Raw genomic sequence first — 20956 nt, 5'->3', positions numbered from 1 at the left:
TATCGCGCCGGCCACTTTCCCAGGAGTTCGTGATGGCGACGAAGATCGCAATTAACGGTTTTGGGCGCATCGGACGCTGCATTGTCCGCGCGCTCTACGAGCGCGGCGTGAAGGATATCGAGCTGGTCGCCATCAACGACCTGACGGATCCGAAGACCCTCGCCCACCTCTTCCAGTACGACTCGATCCACCGCGAGTTCAAGGCGGCGAAGGTCGGCGCCGGCGACAAGTACATCAGCATCGGCGACCAGAAGATCGAGGTCCTCGCGCTGAAGGACCCGGCCGAGCTGCCGTGGAAGAACCTCGGCGTGGACATCGTGCTCGAGTGCACGGGCCTCTTCACGGACAAGGCGAAGGCCGCCGGCCACATCAACGCGGGCGCCAAGCGCGTGATCATCAGCGCGCCGGCCAAGGGCCACGACCTCACGGTCGTCATGGGCGTGAACGACGAGCTCTACGACGCGCAGAAGCACACGGTCATCTCGTGCGGCTCCTGCACGACGAACTGCCTCGCCCCCATCGCCAAGGTCATGCTCGACAACTTCGGCATCGTCCGCGGCCTGATGACGACGGTGCACTCGTACACGAACGACCAGCACCTGCTCGACATCCCGCACCGGAAGGGCGACCTGCGCCGCGCGCGCGCCGCCGCGGTCAACATGATCCCCTCGAGCACCGGCGCCGCGAAGGCGCTCTCCGAGGTCATCCCGGCGCTCAAGGGCAAGTTCGACGGGCTCGCGATCCGCGTCCCCACGGTCGACGTCTCGCTCGTGGACCTCACCCTCGAGACCGAGAAGCCGATCACGAAGGACAGCATCCACGCCGCGATGAAGCAGGCCGCGGAGCAGGGTCCGATGAAGGACGTCCTCAACTACACCGACCGGGAGCTCGTCTCGGGCGACTTCATCGGCTCGCCGGCGTCCAGCACGTTCGACGCCACCATGACGTCGGTCCTCGGCGACCGGTTCGCGAAGATCTTCTCGTGGTACGACAACGAGTGGGGCTTCTCGAACCGCATGATCGACCTCGCGCAGCTCGTGGCGAAGAAGGGCGTGTAGCGCCGTGAAGCTCACCGGAATCCGCTCTGTCGAGGACCTCGCCGCGGCCGGCGACGCCGGCGGCCTCAGCGGCAAGCGCGTCTTCATCCGCGTCGACTTCAACGTCCCGCTCGACAAGAAGACGGGCAAGATCACGGACGACTCGCGCATCCGCGAGGCGATCCCGACGATCAAGCTCGTCATGGAGGCGGGCGCGAAGGTGATCCTCGCGTCGCACCTCGGCCGCCCGAAGCCGGGCAAGACCGAGGGGCTCTCCCTGGAGCCGTGCGGTGGGCGGCTCAGTGAGCTCACCGGCTACGAGGTCCATCTGCCCGACGACTGCGTCGGCGACTCGCCCAAGAAGGTCATCTACGACCTGCGCGCGGGCCAGATCTGTCTCCTGGAGAACCTCCGCTTCCACGAGGAGGAGGAGAAGGACGACGAGGCCTTCGCGCGCCAGCTCGCCGAGCTCTGTGACGTCTACGTCGACGACGCCTTCGGCGCCGTGCACCGCGCCCACGCGTCGGTGCACGCGCTGCCGCGCCTCGTGCGCGAGCGCGCCGCCGGCCTGCTCCTCCTGAAGGAGCTCAAGGCGCTCACCCGGCTCACCGATCGCCCGGAGAAGCCGTACGTCGCCGTCCTCGGCGGCGCCAAGGTCTCCGACAAGATCGACGTCGTCGAGGCGCTCCTCAACGTGGTCGACACCCTGTGCATCGGCGGCGCGATGGCGAACACCTTCCTCGCCGCGCAGGGCAAGAACGTGCAGAAGAGCCGGATCGAGGAGGACAAGCTCCCGCTCGCGCGCACGATCATGAGCAAGGCGCGCGATCGGGGCATCCAGCTCCTGCTCCCCGTCGACGCCGTGGTCGCCTCGGGCATCGACGCGACGCAGGGCGAGGCCGCGTCGGTCGACGCGATCCCCGAGGGCACGATGGCGCTCGACATCGGCCCGCGCTCTGTCGATCTGTTCGGCAAGGCGATCGAGAAGGCGAAGACGGTGTTCTGGAACGGCCCGATGGGCCTCTTCGAGACGCCCGCCTTCTCCAGGGGCACGTTCGACGTCGCGCGCATCATGAGCGGCGCGTCCGGCTTCACGGTGGTCGGCGGCGGCGACAGCGCGGCGGCGGTCAAGCAGGCCGGCGAGCAGATCGCCAAGGGCTTCGATCACATCTCGACCGGCGGCGGCGCTTCGCTCGAGCTCATCGAGGGCAAGCGGCTGCCGGGCGTCGAGGCGCTCCGGTCGGCCGAGGTGAGCGAGTGAAGCCCGTGAACGACGGGGGTGCGCCCGAAGCCACGGGCGCCGCCCCGCGGGCGGGCTCGCGTCGTCCGCTCATCGCCGGCAACTGGAAGATGAACGCCGGCGGGCAGGACGCCTGCCCGCTGGCGGCGGCCGTCGCCAAGGCGACCCGCGAGCTCACCCGGGCCGAGGTGGTGGTCGCGCCGCCGTTCACCGCGATCGCCGCCGTGGCGCACGAGCTCGCGGAGGCGAAGAGCGAGGTCGGCATCGCCGCGCAGAACATGAGCGCCGAGGTCTCCGGGGCGTTCACCGGCGAGATCTCCTCGGGCATGCTCAAGGACGCGGGCGCGACCTGGGTCATCCTCGGCCACAGCGAGCGGCGGCAGCTGTTCGCGGAGACCGACGAGGCGGTGGCCCGGAAGGTCGCCTCGGCGATCGCGGCCGAGCTGCGCCCCATCGTCTGCGTCGGCGAGACGCTCGAGCAGCGCGAGGCGGGCGACACGCTCGCCGTGGTCGAGCGCCAGGTCCGCGCCTTCCTCGACGAACTCGCCAAGCAGCCCGGCTTCGGCGTCATCGCCTACGAGCCGGTCTGGGCGATCGGGACGGGCAAGGTCGCGCGCGCCGAGGACGCTCAGGAGGTGCACGCGTTCATCCGCGGCCTGCTCGCGAAGGCCTCGGAGGACCTCGCCGGCGTCACGCGCATCCTCTACGGCGGCAGCGTGAAGGCCGACAACGCCGAGGGGCTGCTCGGCCAGGACGACATCGACGGCGCCCTGGTCGGCGGGGCCTCGCTCGACGCCGCCGGCTTCGCCAAGATCGTCGACGCCGCGCACCGACTGGCGGAGCGCGCCGAACAGGGGTAGATCGGCGGGCCGCCCCCGCCTCGCGGCGGGGGCGCCGGCCTGCCCTCTCGCACCCCTCTCGCACGTTTGCCCCTGGGCCCGTCGCGCGGGCCAGAACGACCCAGCAGAAAGACGCCGATGCTTCACACGTTCCTCAACATCGTGCACGTGTTCGTCTGTCTGTTCCTGATCCTCGTCGTGCTCCTCCAGCAGGGCCGCGGGGGCGGGATGGGCTCGGCCATGGGCGGCGCGACGGCCCAGGTGTTCGGCGGCCGCGGCGCGGGCAACTTCATGACCCGCCTCACGGCCATCTGCGCCGCCGTCTTCATGACGACGAGCGTGGCGCTCGCCTACCTCTCGTCGGCGGGCGACCGCGAGCTGCGCGAGTTCGAGCGATCCCAGGAGAAGTAGGCTCGCGTGCTGCGGCCCGCTCCCGCGCCGGGGAGGGAGGCGGGCAGCGCGCTCGACGCGGGGTCGTTCGCGGCCGGGGCCGTGACCTCCGCCGTCCCTCTCGCGCGCGACCTTGCCCTCGTCGCCCTCGCCAAGGCTGCAGTCTCCGCGCTGGTCGTCGCGCTCGGCTTCCGCGCGGTCAGCGACGACGACTTCGCGCGCGTGGTCCTCGCGCAGGCGTGGGCCCACGCGCCCCGGCTCGACCCGACCGGGACCAGCTGGCTCCCCGTCCCCTTCTGGCTTAACGGCACGCTCTTCCGCGTCTTCGCGCCGACCCTCGAGGTCGCCCGCGCCATCGCCTTCGCGCTCGGCGTCGCGTCGTCCGCGCTCATCTACATCTCCGCCCGCTGGATCACGGGCGACCGCCGCGCCGCGCTCGCCGGCACGCTGGTCGCCGGCGCCTTTCCGTGGAGCGCCTGCCTCGGCGTGGCGACGGTCCCCGAGCTGCCGACCGCGGCGCTCACGCTGTTCGCGGTGGCGTCGCTCGTCACGCCGCCGGCCGGGCCTGCGCCCCCGGCCGGCCGCGCCCTCCTCGGCGCGCTCGCGCTCGCGCTGGCGACGCTCTCCCGGTACGAGCCCTGGCCCGTCGCCGCCGTCTTCGCGGCGATGGCGCTGCTCTCGGCCGTCCGCCTCGGCCAGGGCCGCGCCGCGCAGGCGACGCTCGCGCTCGCGGCGCTCGCGGCGCTCGCCGGGCCCGCCGCGTGGATCGCCTGGAACCGCGTCGCCCACGGGGAGGCGCTGCACTTCCTGGCCCGCGTCGCCTCGTACCGCAGCGCGCTCGGCCCGGGCAGCGACGGCTCCCTGCTGCGGCTCTTCGCGTATCCCGCCGCGATGGTCCGCGAGGAGCCCGAGCTCTTCCTGAGCCCCATCGCCCTCGCCCTCGTCGCCTGGCGCGCCCGCCGCGGCGCCGCGCCGGGGGCGGCCCGCCCGCTCCCGCCGCTCCTCCGCGCCGCCCGTCCGTACGCGCTCCCCGGCGCGGTCGCCGCCCTCCAGATCGCCGCGCTCTCGCTCGCGCTCGTGCGCGACGGCGCGCCCACGCATCACCCCGAGCGCGCCACCCTCCTCGCCTTGCTCCTGCTCGCGCTCGCCGTCGGCGATCTCCTGGCGCGCGCCTTCCGCGGCGCCTCGTCCGGGGCGCGGCGGGCGCTCGCCGGCGCGCTCGTGGCCGTGCTCTGCGTCGGCCTCTTCTTCCGCCCGCACCTCCGCCGCGAGCACTTCAACCCGCGGACCGACGAGGTCGCCATCGGCCGCGCCGCCGCGGAGCTCACGCCTCCCTCGGCGCCCCTCCTGATCGAGGTCGTCGACTATGGCCACCTCGCGACGCTCGCCGCCCTGGGCCGTCCCTGGGGCGCGCACCCGGATCGCTCGATCGACCCGCGCGATCCTCCGGTCCGCTCGAGCTTCGACGACCCCGCGTCGCTCGCGCGCCGCGCCGCCGCGCTGGGCGCCGTCTACCTCATCGGGCGCGTCCGTCCGTCGGTGCTCGACCTCGCCGGCCCGCCGCTCGCGACGCGCGGCGCCTTCGGGCTCTGGGCCGCGCCCTCGGCGGCCGGCGCGCCGGAGGACCGCGCCGCGCCGGAGGACCGCGCCCGGCGCCTCGCGCCTCCCGCCGACCCGGCGCCGGAGGCCGCGCCGTGAGCCAGCCCGCGAGGCCGTTCTTCGCGCACGCGTCGGCGTGCATCGACGAGCCGTGCGACATCGGCGAGGGCACGAGGATATGGCACTTCTGCCACGTCTCCGCGGGCGCGCGCATCGGCCGCGGCTGCGTTCTCGGGCAGAACGTCTTCGTCGCGGGCACCGCCGTCATCGGCGATGGCGTCCGGATCCAGAACAACGTGTCTGTCTATGACGGCGCCCTGGTCGAGGACGACGTGTTCCTCGGCCCCTCCGCCGTCCTCACCAACGTCGTCAACCCGCGCGCGCAGATCGACCGCCGCGCCTTCCTCGACAGGACGCGCCTTCGCCGCGGCGCCACCGTGGGCGCCAACGCCACCATCGTCTGCGGCGTCACGATCGGGCGCCACGCGTTCATCGGCGCCGGCGCCGTGGTCACCCGCGACGTCCCCGACTACGCGCTCGTCACCGGCGTGCCGGCCCGGCGCACCGGCTGGATGAGCCGCCACGGTCACAAGCTCGTCGCCTCGGGCGACGGCCTGATGCGCTGCCCCGAGAGCGGCTATCGTTACGAGCGCCGCGGCGAGATCGTCCGTTGCCTCGATCTCGACGAGGACGCGCCGCTGCCGGCGCCCCGCGCCGCGGCCGCGCGCCATTACCGCGATCTCCCCCCGGCGGAGGACGACGAGGGATGACGCCGCCGGTCCCCTTCTTCGACCGCGCCCGCGGCGATCTCGCCATGCAGGGCGAGCTCACCGCCGTGTTCCAGTCGGTGGTCCAGAGCGGCCGCTACATCCTCGGTCCGGAGGTCGAGGCCTTCGAGTCGGAGTGCGCCGCGTACCTCGGCGTCCGGCACGCGATCGGCGTCTCGTCCGGCACCGACGCGCTGCTCGCCGCGCTGATGGCGTTCGGCGTCGGCGCGGGCGACGAGGTGGTGTGCCCCGCGTACACCTTCTTCGCGACCGCCGGCGCTGTCCATCGCACCGGCGCGCGGCCGGTCTTCGCGGACGTGCTCCCCGGCTCCTTCAACCTGGATCCCGCCTCCCTGGCGCGCGCGCTGACCGCGCGCACCCGGGCGGTCGTCGCCGTCCACCTCTTCGGCGCCTGCGCGCCCATGGACGAGCTCCTCGCCGTCGCGCGGGGCGTGCCGATCATCGAGGACGCGGCCCAGGCGTTCGGCGCCGAGCGCGCGGGCCGCCGCGCGGGCGCGCTCGGGCGCCTCGGGTGCTTCTCGTTCTTCCCGACCAAGAACCTCGGCGGCTTCGGCGACGGCGGGCTCGTGACCACCGACGACGGCGACCTCGCCGATCGCGTCCGCGCGCTGCGGGCGCAGGGCGCTCGCGAGAAGCATCGCCACACGCTGGTCGGCGGCAACTTCCGGCTCGACGCGCTCCAGGCGGCGCTCCTCCGGCGCAAGCTGCCGCGGCTCGGCGCGCTCCTCGAGCGGCGGCGCGATCACGCCGCGCAGTACGCGTCGCTCCTCGGCGGCGCGGGCCTGCCGATCTCGCTGCCGGACGCCGGCGACGCCGGGCACACGTTCAACCAGTACGTGATTCGCCTGCACGACGCGTCGCTGCGCGACCGCTTGCGGAGCTTCCTCGCCGCGCGGGGCGTCGGCACCGAGATCTACTATCCGGCGCCGCTCCACCTTCAGCCCTGCTTCGCGCCGCTCGGCCCGCCCGCCGGCGCCCTCCCGGTCGCCGAGTCCGCCGCGCGCGAGACGCTCGCGCTCCCCATCTTCCCCGAGCTCACCGGAGAAGAGGTCGCGCGCGTGGCGGCCGCGATCCGCGCGTTCTTCGGCTGACGGCCGGCCCTCCCGCGCGCGGGCAGGAGGAGCGCGCGAGGCACCTCGAGCGAGCGCCGGGCGGCGGCCTCCGGCGGATGCGGCGTACAATCGGCGCGTGGAGGCCAAGATTCGTGAGCTCGGTTCATCGATCGACCCGAGCGAGGCCGCGCACGCGCTGAGGCTCCTGGTCGCGATCGCGGATCTGCGCTCGTTCTCCGCGGCGGCGGAGCGGCTGGGGCTCACCCCGTCGGCCGTGAGCAAGGCCGTCTCCCGCGCCGAGGCGCGGCTCGGCGTGCGGCTCGTGCAGCGCACGACGCGCCGGGTCTCGCTCACCGATCTCGGCGAGGCGTACGTCGCGCGCGGCCGGCAGCTCCTCGCCGACGTCGAGTCGCTCGAGCGCGACATCGCAGCGCGCGACCAGGCGGTGCGCGGCCCGCTGCGCGTCGCGGCGCCGGCGGTCTACGGCGCGTGCCGCGTCGCCCCGATCTGCGCGCGCTTCCAGGCCGAGCACCCGGGCGTGACCGTCGATCTCCGCTGCGGCGACCGGCTCGCCGACCTTGTCGAGGAGCGGATCGACGTCGCGGTCCGCATGGTCACCGCCCCGCCCGCCGAGCTCGTCGCGCGCCCGCTCGAGGACGACCGGCGCGGCCTCTACGCGAGCCCGGGCTACCTCCGCGGGCGCCGCGCCCCGCGCGACGCGGCCGAGCTCGGCGCGCACGCCGGGCTCCGCTACGGCCCGGGCGGCGCGTCGCACGTCGTCTTTCGCCTCGTCGAGCCCGGCGGCGCCGAGGCGCCGGCGCGGGTGCCCGCGGTCTTCTCGAGCGACAGCGTCCTCGCGGTGCTCGAGGCGACGCGCGCCGGCCTCGGCTTGGCCGAGCTCCCCGCGTACCTCGTCGCGGACGACGTCGCCGCCGGCCGCCTGCGCGAGGTGCTCGCCGGGTGGCTGCCGGTGCGCCGCCGGGTCGTCGCGGTGTACCTCCCGTCGCGCTTTCTGCCCGCGCGGGTGCGCGCGTTCGTCGACCACCTCGCCGGCGCCCTGCGCGCGCCGGCTCGCGCGCGGCGCTGACGGACGGCCGCGAAACCATCTCGGGTCCGGAAGCCCCTTAGGGCGGATCTGCCGCGGCGCCGGGCCGCGCGACCCTCCCTGTGCTAGACGTGCGCGCCATGAGCGTCGAGGTCGGCATCGTCGGACTGCCCAACGTGGGCAAGAGCACCCTGTTCAACGCCCTGACGGCCGCGAAGGCCGAGGCGCAGAACTACCCGTTCTGCACGATCGAGCCCAACGTCGGCGCCGTCCCTGTCCCTGACGATCGGCTCGCGACGCTCGCGAAGTACATCAAGACCGAGAAGATCGTCCCCGCCATGGTGCGGGTGGTCGACATCGCCGGGCTCGTGCGCGGCGCGAGCACGGGCGAGGGGCTCGGGAACAAATTCCTGAGCCATATCCGAGAGGTAGACGCGATCCTCCACGTCGTCCGCTGCTTCACGGTCGCCGACGTCGTGCACGTCGACGGCGGCGTCGATCCGCTCCGCGACATCGACACGATCGAGACGGAGCTCATGCTGGCCGACCTCGGCTCGCTCGAGGGGATGCTGGAGCGCACGAAGAAGCAGGCGAAGGGCGACAAGGAGCTCCTGCCGAAGATCGCCCTCATGGAGAAGTGTCTCGAGGCGCTCCAGGCGGGCAAGCCGGTCCGCGGGCTCTCCTTCGACGAGGAGCAGCGGAAGGTCGTGAAGACGTTCGGGCTGATCACCTCGAAGAAGGTCCTTTACGTGGCGAACGTCGACGAGTCCGACGTCTCCGGCACGGGCCCGCTCGCGGCGAAGGTGCGCGAGCGCGCCGCCTCCGAGGGCAGCGGCGTCGTGCCGGTGTGCAGCAAGCTCGAGGCCGAGCTGAACGAGCTCGCGCCCGAGGAGCGCGCGGAGATGCTCGAGAGCCTGGGCATGAAGGAGCCGGCGCTCGCGACGCTCGCGCGCGAGGCCTACCGGCTCCTCGGCCTCCAGAGCTACTACACGGCCGGTCCCAAGGAGATCCGCGCCTGGACGATCCCGGTCGGGTGCACGGCGCCGCAGGCCGCGGGCGTCATCCACAGCGATTTCGAGAAGGGCTTCATCCGGGCGGAGGTCTACAGCGTGGACGACCTCGTCGAGCACCGGACCGAGGCCGCCATCCGCAGCGCCGGCAAGCTTCGTGTGGAGGGCAAGACGTACGTCTTCCAGGACGGCGACGTCACGCACTTCCTCTTCAACGTCTGATCTCTCCGTTCCTCGAGCGCGCCCGCTCGCCGCGGGTCCTCTCGAGCGCGCGCGCAGCGCCCCTGCGCTGCGCGCGTTCCTGCTGGGCGCGTGCCCCTGCTTCGCGGGCGGCGCGGCATCGCCGTTGCTCCTCGGCCGTGTGCGCAGGCGCGGTGTACCGGCCGCGACCGCCGGCGTTCCGGCCGGCCTTGCGCCTCGTGAACGGAGGCGGCGGTGCCCAGGGCGAGCGGCGGCGCGTTGTGTGTGCTGGTTCTCCTCATCTCGCCGGCGGGCGCCGCGGCGGCCTGCGTCGCTGCCGCGACCGACGTCCCCCCCGAGGAGGCGGCCGCTCCGGACCCGGGCGGCGACGCGTCGCCGGCGCCTCCTCCGCCCGCGCCGTGCGCGCTGCCGCACGGGTTCCTCGCGGGCGAGCCGCCCCGCTTCCCCGCGACGCCCGCGCCGGCCCTCGGCCACAGGTCCGCGGCGGCTCCCGGCGACGACGCCTTCGGGCGCTTCGTGCGGTCCACCGTCGCGTTCTGCGGTCCCGACGACCGGCCGTACTTCCTTCGCTACCGCTTCTACCTCACCGGCCCGTTCGCGGGCCGCTGGCGGCGCCCGCCGCTCGCCCAGCCGCTCTGATCCGAGCGCGCCGCGCCGCCCCCCCCCCGGGCGGCCGGCGCCCTCGCCGCGCGTCGCCGCCACGGCGGCGCCGCGGCGTCCGGTTTTTTGACCCCCCAGATCCGCTCGGCTACCTCCGTCGCCTTCACGGGACGAAAGGACGATCATTTGGGCGCACTCAAAGGATCCATCTCATTCTCGAAGTTCTATGTCCGCGGCGACCTCCCCGAGGGGTTCCGCGACAAGTTCGTCGAGCGAATCCAGCTCCGCGCGTTCCGGCCGCTGACGGTCGACGAGGACGCGGAGCAGCGCGCCGGGTGGTGCTCCATCGAGAACCCGCTCGATTGCGAGCTCGATCACGGCAAGATCTTCTTCAACTCGTACCTCAACCTCGGCCTCAGGACCGATCGCTGGCAGGTGCCCGCGGCGCTCTTCAAGGCGCATTTCGCCGAGGCGGAGCGGGAGCACCTCGCCAAGCGCGGCCGCGAGAAGCTCGGGCGGCGCGAGAAGGAGGAGCTCCGCGCGGTCGTGTCGAGGAAGCTCCGCGCGCAGCTCATGCCAGTGATGAAGGTCGTCGACCTCTCCTGGAACCTGGAGGCCGGCGTCGTGCGGTTCTGGAACCAGTCGCCGCGCGCGCACGAGGGGCTCGCGGAGCTCTTCGAGGACACCTTCGAGCTCGATCTCGTGCCCGAGAGCCCCTACACGGCCGCCCGCGAGCTCGGCCTGACGAGCGAGCAGCTGGCCGCGTTCGAGGTGCTCAAGCCCACCGTCTTCCACGCCGAATCGACCCTTGGAGGTGCCCTGTGAGCCTCGCCGAGCTGATCGAGCAGCGCCGGTTCGTCGGCCGAGAATTCCTTGTCTGGCTCTGGTTCGAGAGCGAGCTCTTCGAGGGCCGCTTCTCCCTCGACGCCCTCGGCGTCTGCGAGCTCTGGCTCGAGGGGCAGATCACGCTCGTCCAGGAGAAGGAGCAGAGCCGGCTCAAGGGCGCGGCGCCGAGCAGCGCCCCCGAGGCCCACGAGGCGCTGCGCCAGGGCAAGCTCCCGTCGCAGGCGCGCGTCCGCGTCACCCGCGGAGAGCTCGAGTACGCGTTCCTCTTCAACGCCGACGCGTTCGCGCTCGCGGGCGTCAAGATCCCGAGCGTCGTCAAGGACGCCGTGGACGAGCAGTTCTACGAGCGCATGTACCTCATCGAGGAGCTCGAGACGCTCTTCACGGCGCTCTACGGCGAGTTCCTCGCGCTGCGCCTCAGCGCCGCGTGGGAGACGGGCGTCTTGCCGTTCCTCCGCGCCTGGGTGCGGGGCGAGCCGATCGACGCGGCCGCGTACCAGAAGCTCCGGGGCAAGCTCGCGCCGGTCCGCGGCGCGGCGAGGTCGAGGACGACCCCGCCGCCCGCGGCGGCGCCCGAGCGCGCGGCGCGCGTCGTCGCCTGAGCCGGCCCTCGGCCGAGCATTATCCGCGCCGCGCCGCGCCGCGCGCGGCCGGCGCGCCCGCGCCGCTACTTCCCCTTCACCTTGCCGTGGATCTGCTTCGCCATCGCGAGGTGCTCGCGGAGCTGCGGGAGCGTCGCGGCGGCGAAGCCCTTCACATCGGCGTCCTTCGCCTCCTTCGAGGCCTTCTCGAACTTCGCGACGTCGTGCTCGTGGTCGTCGACCATCGCGCTCATGTAGGCCTGGTCGAACTCGGTCCCTGTCTTCTGCGACAGCTTGTCGACCTTCTCGCGGTGATCCTTGTCGAGCTCCTGCGGCACGAGCATGCCCTTCTGCTGCGCGACCTGGGCGAGCCGCTTGTTCGCCGCGGAGTGGTCGTCGATCATCCGCTGCGCGAAGCGCTTCACCTCCGGGCTCGCGGCGCGCTGCTGCGCGACCTGCCCGAGCCGCACCTCGAGGAGCCCTCCCTGGCCAGCCTTCTCGACGAACTCCCGGTCAGCCTTGCTGAGCTTGACCTCGCCAGCCTGGCCCTGATGCCCTGTCGAACCCTGCCCCTGCGCGGCCACCGAGGCCGGCAGGATCGCTGTCCCGATCAAGATGGTGAATAAAACAGGCCTGAGCATTTTCGTCCCCTCCTTGTTCCGGCTCTCGCCGGGGGGACGCGCCGAGCGCTGCATGGAACCGGCGCGGCCGGACTCCACGGCTCGGTGCCCCCGGTCGAGCCACCCGTGATCTGTCGTGAGACCCCGGCGCTCTGGCAAGGGGCAGCGGTCACGGGGCGGCCTGCCGCGGCCGTGCGGCGGCCCGCGCGCTCGGCGTCGGCGCGCGGCCTCCGGCGCCTCGTCGAAGGGCAAACGACCCCCAAGAACTGGGCCCAGGCTGCTCGCTCATCTACCCTCGGCGCCTGTGGTCGGCGATTTCTTCAAGCGCCTCACGAACGGCATCGTCTTCCTGCTCGCCGCCCTGACCTTCTTCCTCGTCCCCATCGGCAGGAAGACGGCCGCGCAGCACCTCGTCGCCATCGTCTCGACGCCGCCCGCCAAGGAGGCCGCCTCGGCCTTCGCCCACATCGCTCGCCGCATCACCGCGGAGGCGCGCACCGAGCTGGACAAGCTCCGCAACCCGCCGCCCGCGCCGCGCGAGCCGAAGCCGCCGGCGAAGTCGAGACCGCCGTCGTGACCCCGGCCCCGGCCGGCCCGCGCTCGGCGGGCGCGCGGAGGGCTCAGCCCTTGCGCGGATCCTTCACGTTCGGGTGCTCGTTGTAGAAGGCGTCGAGGCTCTCCCGGGAGATCTCCGCCTCGATATCGCCGTCCCTCAGGATCTTCGCCTGACAGCCGAGGCGGCTGCTCGACCGCACGTCGAACGCCTTGTCGAGGATGTCCTCCTCGTCCTCCTCGGCCTCGCTGAGGAGCTCGCGCCCCTTCGTGACGTACACGTGGCAGGTGGAGCACGCGCAGACGCCGCCGCACGCATCGCCCTCGGGGGCGCCGACGGACTTCGATGCCTGGAGGACGGTCGACCCCACCGGGACCTCGACCTCCCACGCGCGACCGTGCGCCAGAAAGCGGACCTTGGCCATCAGCTCCTCCTCGCTTCGACGGCGGCCTGCGCCGCGCTGGCGCCGCCCGCCTCGGCCGCCGCGCGGCCCGCGTCGTCCCCGCGGTGCTCGGCCAGGTGCGCGTCCACGCCCTTCGCCGCGGCGACGTTCGCCTCGACGTCCTCGACCTGCTTGCCCGCGATCGCCTTGGCCACGGCGCGGTCCATCCGCCGCCCCGCCCACGCGCGCGTCGCGTCGTCGAGCGCGTCGGTGCGCGCCTGGATCAGCCCCGGCTTGTCGCCGCGGATCGCCGCGTCGAGGGCGCTCAGCGCCGCCTCGATCGCCTCGCGCTCGCCTGGCCCGAGCAGGTCGGCGTCCGCGGAGAGCGCCTTGCGCGTCGCCATCGCCACGCGCTCGCCCTCGACCCGCGCCTCGACGAGCCGCCGCTTGAGCAGGTCCTCCTCGCCGTGGTCGAGCGCCGCGAGGAGCATGTTCTCCACCTCCTCGTCGGTCAGCCCGTAGCTCGGCTTCACCTCGACCTTCTGCTCGACCCCGGTCGTCAGCTCGCGCGCGGTCACGCCGAGCAGACCGTCGGCGTCCACGCGGAACGTCACCTCGAGCCGCGCCATGCCCGCGGGCATCGGCGGGATCCCCTTCAGCACGAAGCGCGCGAGCGACCTGCAGTCGGCGGCGAGCTCCCGCTCGCCCTGCACGATGTGCAGGTCGAACCCGGTCTGGTTGTCGGCGTAGGTCGTGAAGACCTGCCGCGCCCCGGCCGGGATCGTCGTGTTCCTCGGCAGGATCTTCTCGGCGACGCCGCCCATCGTCTCGATGCCGAGCGACAGCGGCAGCACGTCGAGCAGGAGCACCTCGTCCGCGCGCTCCATCGAGCCGGCCAGGATGTCGGCCTGGATCGCCGCGCCGAGCGCGACGACCTCCTCCGGATCGATGTCCTTGAGCGGCTCCTTGCCGAAGAGCTTCGCCACGTAGTCGCGCACGTACGGCACGCGCGTCGCGCCGCCCACGAGGATCACGCCGTCGACGTCCGCGGCCTGGACGCCCGCGTCGCGGAGCGCGCGGCGGCAGGCCGCGCCCGTGCGCTCCACGATGGGCGCGATGAGCGCGTTCAGCTCGTCGCGGGTCACGGTCACGACCTTCGACGCCGGCTGGCCGCCGCCCGCCTGCGCGGGCAGCTCGACCTCGACCCGCTCCGCGTCGGTGAGCGCGTGCTTGATGCTGCGGGCGGTGTCGAGCGCGAGCCGCACCACCTCGGGCGTGCGCCGCGCCGCGCCCATCTCCTGGAGCAGCCGCTCGGCGAGCGCCCGGTCCATGTCGTCGCCGCCGAGCGCGCTGTCGCCGCCGGTCGACTTCACCTGGAAGACCCCGTCGTCGAGCAGCAGGACGGTGATGTCGAACGTCCCGCCGCCGAGGTCGTAGACGGCGAACAGGCCGTTTTGCTGCTTGTCGAGCCCGTACGCGAGCGCCGCGGCCGTCGGCTCGTTGAGCAGGCGCAGCACCTCCAGCCCGGCCAGCCGGCCGGCGTCCTTGGTCGCCTGCCGCTGGGCGTCGTCGAAGTAGGCCGGCACCGTGATCACCGCGCCGCCCACGGACCGCAGCTCGCGCTCGGCCGAGGTGCGGAGCTCCCTCAGGATCTCCGCCGACACCTCGACGGGCGTCACGACCTGGTCGCGCACCTTGAAGCGCACGCTCTTCGCGTCGTCGGGGCCCTTCGGCTCCACGAACTCGTACGGCCCGAGCCGCCGCGTCTCCGGGTCGTTCGCGCCGCGGCCCATGAAGCGCTTCACGCTGACGATCGTCTCGCGCGGGTGGCTCTGCGCCATCCGCCGCGCGCTGTCGCCCACGATCGCGTGGCCGCGCTCGTCGTAGTGCACCACCGACGGCACGAGCCGCTCGCCGTTGCAGTCGTCGATGACCACGGGCCGGCCGTCGCGCACGCGGGCGACGAGCGAGTTCGTCGTCCCGAGATCGATGCCGATCGGGCTGGGCCTTGCCTTGGGGTCGAAAATTTCGAGGAGGGTCATGTCTGATCCGCGAGTTCTTCTTCGATTGCGCTCACTTCGTCGAGGAAGCGCCGGATGTAGCGGAGCTCGCTCAGCATGGCGAGCACGCCCTTCATCCGTTCCGGGTCGCCCCCTGCGGCGGCGAAGGCCGCCTGGATGGCGGCGAGGGTCGCCTGCTCGCGCGCCCGCATCCCGTCGCCGAGACGCGCGATCCGCGCGCGATCGCGCCGCTTCGACGCCTCGGAGAGCTCCTCGCGCGACTCCATCATCTCCATCAGCAGGGCGGGGGAGGCCTTCTGCTCGCCCTCCTCGCCCCGCGCGATCCCGGCGCGCTGGAGCAGCGCCTCGGCCCGGCGGATCGGATCCCTGAGGACGCGCAGGGCGTCGTTCGCCTCGATCGCGCGCCCCAGCGCGAGCCTCCGCTCGGCCGCGGGGGCGCCCGCGTAGCGATCGGGGTGGAGCGCGCGCGAGAGATCGCGGTGGCGCTGCTCGAGCGCGCGCAGGTCGAGGTCGAACCGAGGCTCGACGCCCAGGATATCGAAGGGATCGGTCATCACGTGCTCTGGGGAGGAGCGCCTCGGCGGCGAGGGCGGGCGCTCCCAGCGGCGGCTCAGGCCACCGTGAACGAGTGCCCGCAGCCGCAGCGCGTCGCCTCGTGCGGGTTCTTGAACTTGAAGCCCTGGTACATGAGCGTCTTCTCCCAGTCGAGCACCGAGCCGCCCAGGTAGAGGATGCTCTTCTTGTCGCAGAAGACGCGCACCGTGGCCTTGCCCGGCTCCGCGAACTCCAGGACGAAATCGCCGGATCGGGGCGGTTTGTCCTCGAACTCGATGACGTAGGAGAACCCGGAGCAGCCGCCGCCGCGGATCCCGACCCGGATGGCGCCCTCGGGCGTGCCGCGCTTGGCGAGCTGGGCGCGGATGGCCTGGACCGCCGCGTCGCTCACCGAGATCGTCCGCTTCGACTTGGCCTCCGCCTCTCCCGCGGCCCCGCTGCTCTGCGCGGGCGCGGCATCCGCCGCGGCGGGCGCGGGCTGGGCCCCGCCGTCCGCGGCTCTGGTCGTGGTCGTCTCCTCGCTGGTCTGCATGGCGCTGCTCCCTCTCCGGTGCTCCGGGCCGCCCCGGAAGCCGGTGTGTTACTTCGCGCTCGCCGTCGCGGTGCCCTCGGCGGCGCCCGCGGGCGCGGCGCCGCCGAGCTCCTTCTTCGCCTGCTGCTTGGCTCGGAAGTCGGCGATCGCGCTCTTGATCGCGTCCTCGGCGAGGACCGAGCAGTGGATCTTCACCGGGGGCAGGTGGAGCTCCTCGGCGATCATGCTGTTCTTGATCGTCTCCGCCTCGTCGATCGTCTTGCCCTTCAGCCACTCGGTGGCGAGCGACGACGACGCGATGGCCGACCCGCAGCCGAACGTCTTGAACTTCGCGTCCTCGATGACGCCGCCCTCGCCGACCTTGATCTGCAAGCGCATGACGTCGCCGCAGGCCGGAGCGCCGACGAGCCCGGTGCCGACGCGCTCGTCATTCTTGTCGAGCGTGCCGACGTTCTGGGGGTTCTCGTAGTGCTCGATGACCTTATTGCTGTATGCCATGGCTCTCTCCTCGACCGTTTCCTTTCCTCTCGAAACCTTGCTCTGACGGGCCTGCGCGGCCCCTCAGTGGGCCGCCCACTGCACGCTGTTGAGGTCGATCCCCTCTTTGTGCATCTCGTAGAGCGGCGACATGTCGCGCAGCTTGTTCACCTTGCGGATCACGAGGTCGGCGACGTGATCGACCTCTTCCTCGGTGGTGAAGCGCCCGAGCCCGAAGCGGATGGACGAGTGGGCCAGGTCGTCGCCGATGCCCATGGCGTGCAGGACGTAGGAGGGCTCGAGGCTGGCGCTCGTGCACGCCGAGCCGCTGGAGACGGCCACGTCCTTGATCGCCATCATCATGGCCTCGCCCTCGACGAAGCTGAACGACACGTTGAGGTTGCCCGGCAGGCGCCGATCGGGCGAGCCGTTCAGCTGGATGGCGTCGAGCTCCTTCCAGAGCCGGGTCCGGAGCCGCTCGCGCAGCGACAGGATGCGCGCCGACTCCGCCTCGCCCTCCTCCAGGAGGATCTCGGCGGCCTTGGCGAACCCGACGATGCCGGGCACGTTGAGCGTGCCGGACCGCATGCCGAACTCGTGGCCGCCGCCGTCCATCTGCGCGGTGATGCGGACGCGCGGCTTCGACCTGCGCACGTACAGGCAGCCGATGCCCTTCGGCCCGTAGATCTTGTGGGCCGTCACCGACGCGAGGTCGACCCCCATCTGCTCGACGTTGAAGGGGATTTTCCCGACGCCCTGCACCGCGTCGCTGTGGAAGAGGATGCCCTTCGCTTTCGTGATCTTGCCGATCTCGGCGATGGGCTGGACCGTGCCGACCTCGTTGTTGGCGAGCATGATCGAGACGAGGATCGTCTTGTCGGTGATCGCCTTGGCGACGTCGTCCGGGTCGACCATCCCGTACTTGTCGACCTTGAGGTAGGTGACCTCGTAGCCCTGCTTCTCGAGCCGTTTGCATGTGTCGAGCACGGCCTTGTGCTCGATGACGCTCGTGATGATGTGGTTGCCCTTGTCCTTGTAGAACTCGGCGACCCCCTTGATGGCGATGTTGTCGCTCTCGGTCGCGCCGGAGGTGAAGATGATCTCCTTCGGGTTCGACGCGCCGACAAACTTGGCGAGCGTCTCGCGAGCGTGGCTGACGGCCTCCTCGGCGGTCCAGCCGAAGACGTGGCTCCGGCTCGCGGCGTTGCCGAACTTGCTGTTGAAGTACGGCAGCATGGCGTCGAGGACACGCGGATCGACCGGGGTCGTCGCGTGGTAGTCCATGTAGATCGGAAGTTGGATGGCCATGATGTTCTCGCTCAGCGGTGATTCGAGCCCTGGCGGCACTGCCCATTGCCGCCGCGGATCCCGGCGACGAGCTCGGGCTCAGCCTTGCTCTTGTCGTGAAGATTACAGTTCGTGCAGGCGGCGACGAGCTCTGCCGGGTCGCACGTCTCGCAGGTGTCGAGGTAGGCGAGGCTCGCGACGAGCTCGTGTTCGAGGTTCTCGAGGTGCGCGATCTGCTCCCGCACCTCTTCGAGCTTCTGCTGGTAGACGTCCCGGATGCGCGACATGGCGCCGGGGGCCGACGAGGACGACTCCCAGGTCGAGACGATCTGCTGGATCTGGCTCAGCGACAGGCCGAGGTCGTGGAGCTTGCCGATCCACCGGACCCGGGTGAGTGCCGCGTGGTCGTAGAGCCGGTAGCGCCCCTTGGAGCGGGCGTGCGGCCTGAGCAGCCCGACCTCCTCGTAGTGGTGGATGGCCCGCACCGTCTTCCCGGTCGCCTTGGCGATGTCGCCCACCTGCAGGAGGCGCTCGTCTTCCTCGGCCTCAGCGCAGCCCCCGGCCCGTGTTCCGTCCGTTCTGGACAGGATGGGCCCGTCGATGCTGTGCTCGTGCGCGACAGGGAGGTGGTGCCGGGTCGTCATGGGTGCGCCAGGTTGAAACCCTGACCCTTACGTACGCGTGAGGGTTGCGGACCTTCTAGGGCGCTGGACGGAGGCTGTCAACCGGCTTGTACTGGTACCGGCAGGGAGCGGCGCCCAGGCCGCCGGCTCGGCGGTCCCAGGTTGAGGTCGCCCCGCCGGCCTCCCAGGTTGAGGTCGCCGCGGCTCCCAGGTTGAGGTCGCCGCGGCTCCCAGGTTGAGGTCGCCCCGCCGGCGTCCCAGGTTGAGGTCGCCGCGGCTCCGGCGTCCCAGGTTGAGGTCGCCGCGGCTCCCAGGTTGAGGTCGCCGCCGGCGTCCCAGGTTGAGGTCGCCGCCGGCGTCCCAGGTTGAGGCCGCCGTCCCAGGTTGAGGTCGCCGTCGGCCTCCCAGGTTGAGGTCGCCGCCGTTGCAGCCGGAGCCACGATGTCACGCTCTGACAGGCTCTCCGCAACCGAAGAGACAACCCTGGAAGGTACATTCCTGGGGTGAGGCGAGGACGCCTATGCCGGGTCAGGTCGGCTGAGCTCGGCAATACCATCCTCGGAGCCAACGTCACCGTGAATGGAGCGCCTCGAGCACGGACGTCGCGGGCAGCGCGTTGCGGATCATCGCACCTGGACGAACGGTGAGGTGCATTGTGCTCGCCGCACAGACCGTCGGAATCGAGCGATCAGCAAGTTTGACTTGCGTCGTGGCTGCCGACGATCCGCGCGACAACTAGGGAATCGACGGACACTGACGCCGCATTTTTCCGATCATCGACCGCCGCGAAACGCCTCAAACATAGATATTTACAGTGTAAGTGTAAAGTGTGTGATCTCTCACCATGACGGAAGGTTGGCTTACTAGGGCTTTTTCTTACCTGACGCGCACACTTGTGTCCGTAACCTGCCCCCCGGGTTGTCTCGGGCGCATTGTTGAGGTAGTAGGGGCACATCGACCAAGGCTTTTCTGGCGTTTTATGATGACGAGCTATGAATATCGCGCTCCGCGCTGCACCAAAAGGGGGGGGGACTCCCAAAGGGAAGGAGAGCGATGGTAAGTACGCTCACTGCGGTTATCCTTGCGCTGGTGCTCTCCTGGGCGGCGACGCCGCTCGCGCGGAGGGTGGCGTTCGCTGTGGGGGCGGTCGATGAGCCGACCGCGCGCCGCGTGCACACCCGGCGCATCCCGCGCCTTGGCGGGCTCGCCATCGTTGCAGGCTTTCTGCTGCCGCTTTTCATCCTCGTTGCGCTGCAAACCGACATCGCGCTTCAGTGGTTCTCGCAGCGCTCGCTCGTCGCGGGCCTGCTGGCGGGCGGGCTGACGATCGCGGCGGCAGGCGCCTGGGACGACACCAAGGGGATGCGCGCGCGGCACAAGCTGCTCGCGCAGATCCTCGCCGCGTCGATCGCGTGGATCTGCGGGCTCCGCCTCGAGTGTGTGACGCTGCCGTACTTCGGCCACGTCTCCTTCTGGCCGTTGTCCTTTCTCGTGACGATCCCCTGGTTCGTCGCGATCATCAATGCGGTCAACTTGATCGACGGGCTCGACGGCCTCGCCGCGGGCGTGGGCTTCTTCGCGTGCGTCGCCAACTTCATCACCGCATACCTGGGCGGCTACCCGGGCAACCTGGTGATTTGCCTGCTGGCGGCGACGCTGGCGGGCGCGATCGTCGGATTCCTGTTCCACAACTTCCATCCCGCGACGATCTTCATGGGCGACACCGGGAGCATGTTCCTCGGGTTCATGCTCGCGGCGATCCCGCTCTTCGGCGTGGGCACGGCCAAGGGTGGTACCGCGCTCGCGGTCCTCGTGCCGCTGCTCGCGCTGGGCCTGCCGATCTTCGACATGATCTCGGCGATGGTGCGGCGCTTCATCGCCCGCAGGCCGATCTTCTCGGCAGACCGGTCGCACATCCACCACAAGCTCCTCGATAAAGGCCACTCGCACCGCGGCGCGGTGCTGATCCTCTACGGGCTGAGCCTGCTCTTCACCGTGGTGGCGCTCGTGGCGTACGTCGGCCGCTCGCACGAGATCGGCTTCGCGCTGGTGGCCTGCAGCGCGGTGCTCTTCATCGTGGTGCGCGCGGCGGGCTCGTTCGCGCTCTTCGGGGCCCGCCCCGCCGCCTCCAAGCGCTCGCGGGAGGCGGTCGTCGAGGCGCTGCGCCGCGCCGTGCCGCGGGCGCTGCTCGAGATCGAGACCGCGAGCGGGCCCGAGCGGCTGCGCGTGGTGCTCGAGCGCTTCGCGGCCGAGGCGCGGCTCCTGGCCATGGAGGTGAGCTCCAAGGGCGCGAACGGCAGCGCGCGCGTGAAGCCCTGGACCTGGACGCGGGACATCGCGACGCCGCTGCAGCTGCGCGAGGCGGTGGCCGCGGTGTTCACCTTCGACCTCGGGGGCGAGACCGTCGAGCTGCGGTTCCGCTGGGACAGCGAGGAGAGCGCGGTCAACCCGCAGGCGGACATGTTGCTGCAGCTCGTGGCCGACTCGGCGGAGCGGCTGCTGCTGCGCCGGCCGTCCTCGCGCACGCTGGAGCCGCTCGCTCAGGGGCGCCTGTCGGTGGTCTGAGCCGCCTCGTCCAGCGGCCTTCGGCCTCCACCGCTGGGCCCGCAGGACAATCCACGAGACACCGTAGAGCGCGCTCATCACGTCGTCGCTTCGAACGCTACGACGAACGCGCT

22 protein-coding genes are annotated in these 20956 nt (G+C 71.7%); 14 read left to right on the top strand and 8 right to left on the bottom strand.

Translation table 11 applies throughout. The annotated features are described in order from the left end of the window. Positions 1-32: 32 nt before the first annotated feature. The 12 genes from gap (at position 33) to WME98_RS13600 (ending at position 11249) form a co-directional block, all read left to right on the top strand. Positions 33-1058, top strand: a complete 1026-nt coding sequence (gene gap, locus WME98_RS13655) for a type I glyceraldehyde-3-phosphate dehydrogenase (RefSeq protein ID WP_061622050.1) — start codon at positions 33-35, stop codon at positions 1056-1058. Positions 1059-1062: 4 nt separating this feature from the next. Continuing rightward, complete coding sequence (locus WME98_RS13650; protein WP_061622049.1) at positions 1063-2298, top strand: phosphoglycerate kinase; 1236 nt, start codon at positions 1063-1065, stop codon at positions 2296-2298. 89 nt (positions 2299-2387) lie between these two features. Next, positions 2388-3137 carry a triose-phosphate isomerase gene (gene tpiA, locus WME98_RS13645; protein WP_437953978.1) on the top strand — a complete coding sequence of 250 codons (750 nt, stop codon included), beginning with the start codon at positions 2388-2390 and terminating at the stop codon, positions 3135-3137. A gap of 117 nt (positions 3138-3254) precedes the next feature. Further along, complete coding sequence (gene secG / locus WME98_RS13640; protein WP_044986773.1) at positions 3255-3527, top strand: preprotein translocase subunit SecG; 273 nt, start codon at positions 3255-3257, stop codon at positions 3525-3527. 6 nt (positions 3528-3533) lie between these two features. Beyond that, the gene (locus WME98_RS13635; RefSeq protein ID WP_437951701.1) at positions 3534-5204 is read left to right on the top strand and encodes a hypothetical protein; all 1671 of its coding nucleotides are present in this window, start codon (positions 3534-3536) and stop codon (positions 5202-5204) included. Continuing rightward, complete coding sequence (locus WME98_RS13630; protein ID WP_437951700.1) at positions 5201-5875, top strand: acyltransferase; 675 nt, start codon at positions 5201-5203, stop codon at positions 5873-5875. The genes WME98_RS13635 and WME98_RS13630 overlap by 4 nt, the downstream gene beginning before the upstream one ends. Then, complete coding sequence (locus tag WME98_RS13625) at positions 5872-6984, top strand: DegT/DnrJ/EryC1/StrS family aminotransferase (protein WP_437951699.1); 1113 nt, start codon at positions 5872-5874, stop codon at positions 6982-6984. The genes WME98_RS13630 and WME98_RS13625 overlap by 4 nt, the downstream gene beginning before the upstream one ends. Before the next feature lie 97 nt (positions 6985-7081). Continuing rightward, positions 7082-8032 carry a LysR family transcriptional regulator gene (locus tag WME98_RS13620; protein WP_437951698.1) on the top strand — a complete coding sequence of 317 codons (951 nt, stop codon included), beginning with the start codon at positions 7082-7084 and terminating at the stop codon, positions 8030-8032. Between the two features lie 98 nt (positions 8033-8130). After that, the gene (gene ychF, locus WME98_RS13615; protein WP_437315428.1) at positions 8131-9222 is read left to right on the top strand and encodes a redox-regulated ATPase YchF; all 1092 of its coding nucleotides are present in this window, start codon (positions 8131-8133) and stop codon (positions 9220-9222) included. A gap of 213 nt (positions 9223-9435) precedes the next feature. Continuing rightward, on the top strand, positions 9436-9840 hold the full coding sequence (locus WME98_RS13610; RefSeq protein WP_437951696.1) for a hypothetical protein: 405 nt from the start codon (positions 9436-9438) through the stop codon (positions 9838-9840). Between the two features lie 147 nt (positions 9841-9987). Further along, positions 9988-10626: a hypothetical protein gene (locus WME98_RS13605; RefSeq protein ID WP_437951695.1), complete on the top strand. Its 639-nt coding sequence runs from the start codon at positions 9988-9990 to the stop codon at positions 10624-10626. Continuing rightward, positions 10623-11249, top strand: a complete 627-nt coding sequence (locus tag WME98_RS13600) for a hypothetical protein (protein ID WP_061623024.1) — start codon at positions 10623-10625, stop codon at positions 11247-11249. Before WME98_RS13605 ends, WME98_RS13600 begins: the two co-directional genes overlap by 4 nt. A gap of 65 nt (positions 11250-11314) precedes the next feature. On the opposite strand, the gene WME98_RS13595 is transcribed toward WME98_RS13600, so the two are convergent. Beyond that, positions 11315-11842, bottom strand: coding sequence for a DUF4142 domain-containing protein (locus WME98_RS13595; protein ID WP_437951694.1), 528 nt, complete (start codon positions 11840-11842; stop codon positions 11315-11317). Positions 11843-12152: 310 nt separating this feature from the next. On the opposite strand from WME98_RS13595, the gene WME98_RS13590 reads away from it, so the two are divergent. Then, on the top strand, positions 12153-12425 hold the full coding sequence (locus tag WME98_RS13590) for a hypothetical protein (protein WP_061623026.1): 273 nt from the start codon (positions 12153-12155) through the stop codon (positions 12423-12425). Between the two features lie 43 nt (positions 12426-12468). Here the strand turns inward: WME98_RS13590 and WME98_RS13585 are convergent, their stop codons facing one another. From WME98_RS13585 to WME98_RS13555, 7 genes are all read right to left on the bottom strand, one after another. Further along, positions 12469-12825: a 2Fe-2S iron-sulfur cluster-binding protein gene (locus WME98_RS13585; protein WP_437607172.1), complete on the bottom strand. Its 357-nt coding sequence runs from the start codon at positions 12823-12825 to the stop codon at positions 12469-12471. Next, positions 12825-14825: a Fe-S protein assembly chaperone HscA gene (gene hscA / locus WME98_RS13580; RefSeq protein ID WP_437951693.1), complete on the bottom strand. Its 2001-nt coding sequence runs from the start codon at positions 14823-14825 to the stop codon at positions 12825-12827. The genes WME98_RS13585 and hscA overlap by 1 nt, the downstream gene beginning before the upstream one ends. Continuing rightward, a complete protein-coding gene (gene hscB, locus WME98_RS13575; protein ID WP_061623028.1) occupies positions 14822-15358 on the bottom strand; it encodes a Fe-S protein assembly co-chaperone HscB in 537 nt (178 codons plus the stop codon). The genes hscA and hscB overlap by 4 nt, the downstream gene beginning before the upstream one ends. 56 nt (positions 15359-15414) lie before the next feature. Continuing rightward, a complete protein-coding gene (locus tag WME98_RS13570; protein ID WP_061623029.1) occupies positions 15415-15891 on the bottom strand; it encodes a HesB/IscA family protein in 477 nt (158 codons plus the stop codon). A gap of 48 nt (positions 15892-15939) precedes the next feature. Beyond that, a complete protein-coding gene (gene iscU / locus WME98_RS13565) occupies positions 15940-16389 on the bottom strand; it encodes a Fe-S cluster assembly scaffold IscU (RefSeq protein ID WP_437951692.1) in 450 nt (149 codons plus the stop codon). Between the two features lie 63 nt (positions 16390-16452). After that, a complete protein-coding gene (locus WME98_RS13560; RefSeq protein ID WP_437953977.1) occupies positions 16453-17670 on the bottom strand; it encodes an IscS subfamily cysteine desulfurase in 1218 nt (405 codons plus the stop codon). Positions 17671-17687: 17 nt separating this feature from the next. Next, entirely contained in the window at positions 17688-18299 is a 612-nt protein-coding gene (locus tag WME98_RS13555; RefSeq protein WP_437951690.1) for a MerR family transcriptional regulator, read from the bottom strand. Between the two features lie 1032 nt (positions 18300-19331). Between WME98_RS13555 and WME98_RS13550 the strand changes: the two genes are divergently transcribed. Then, positions 19332-20843 carry a glycosyltransferase family 4 protein gene (locus WME98_RS13550; protein ID WP_437951688.1) on the top strand — a complete coding sequence of 504 codons (1512 nt, stop codon included), beginning with the start codon at positions 19332-19334 and terminating at the stop codon, positions 20841-20843. The last annotated feature ends 113 nt before the right edge of the window (positions 20844-20956 follow it).

Source organism: Sorangium sp. So ce296, assembly GCF_051529605.1.
Lineage (GTDB): Bacteria > Myxococcota_A > Polyangia > Polyangiales > Polyangiaceae > Sorangium > Sorangium cellulosum_D.
The sequence above is the reverse complement of the archived record's forward strand: the minus strand, read 5'-3'. Positions and strand labels throughout refer to the sequence as shown.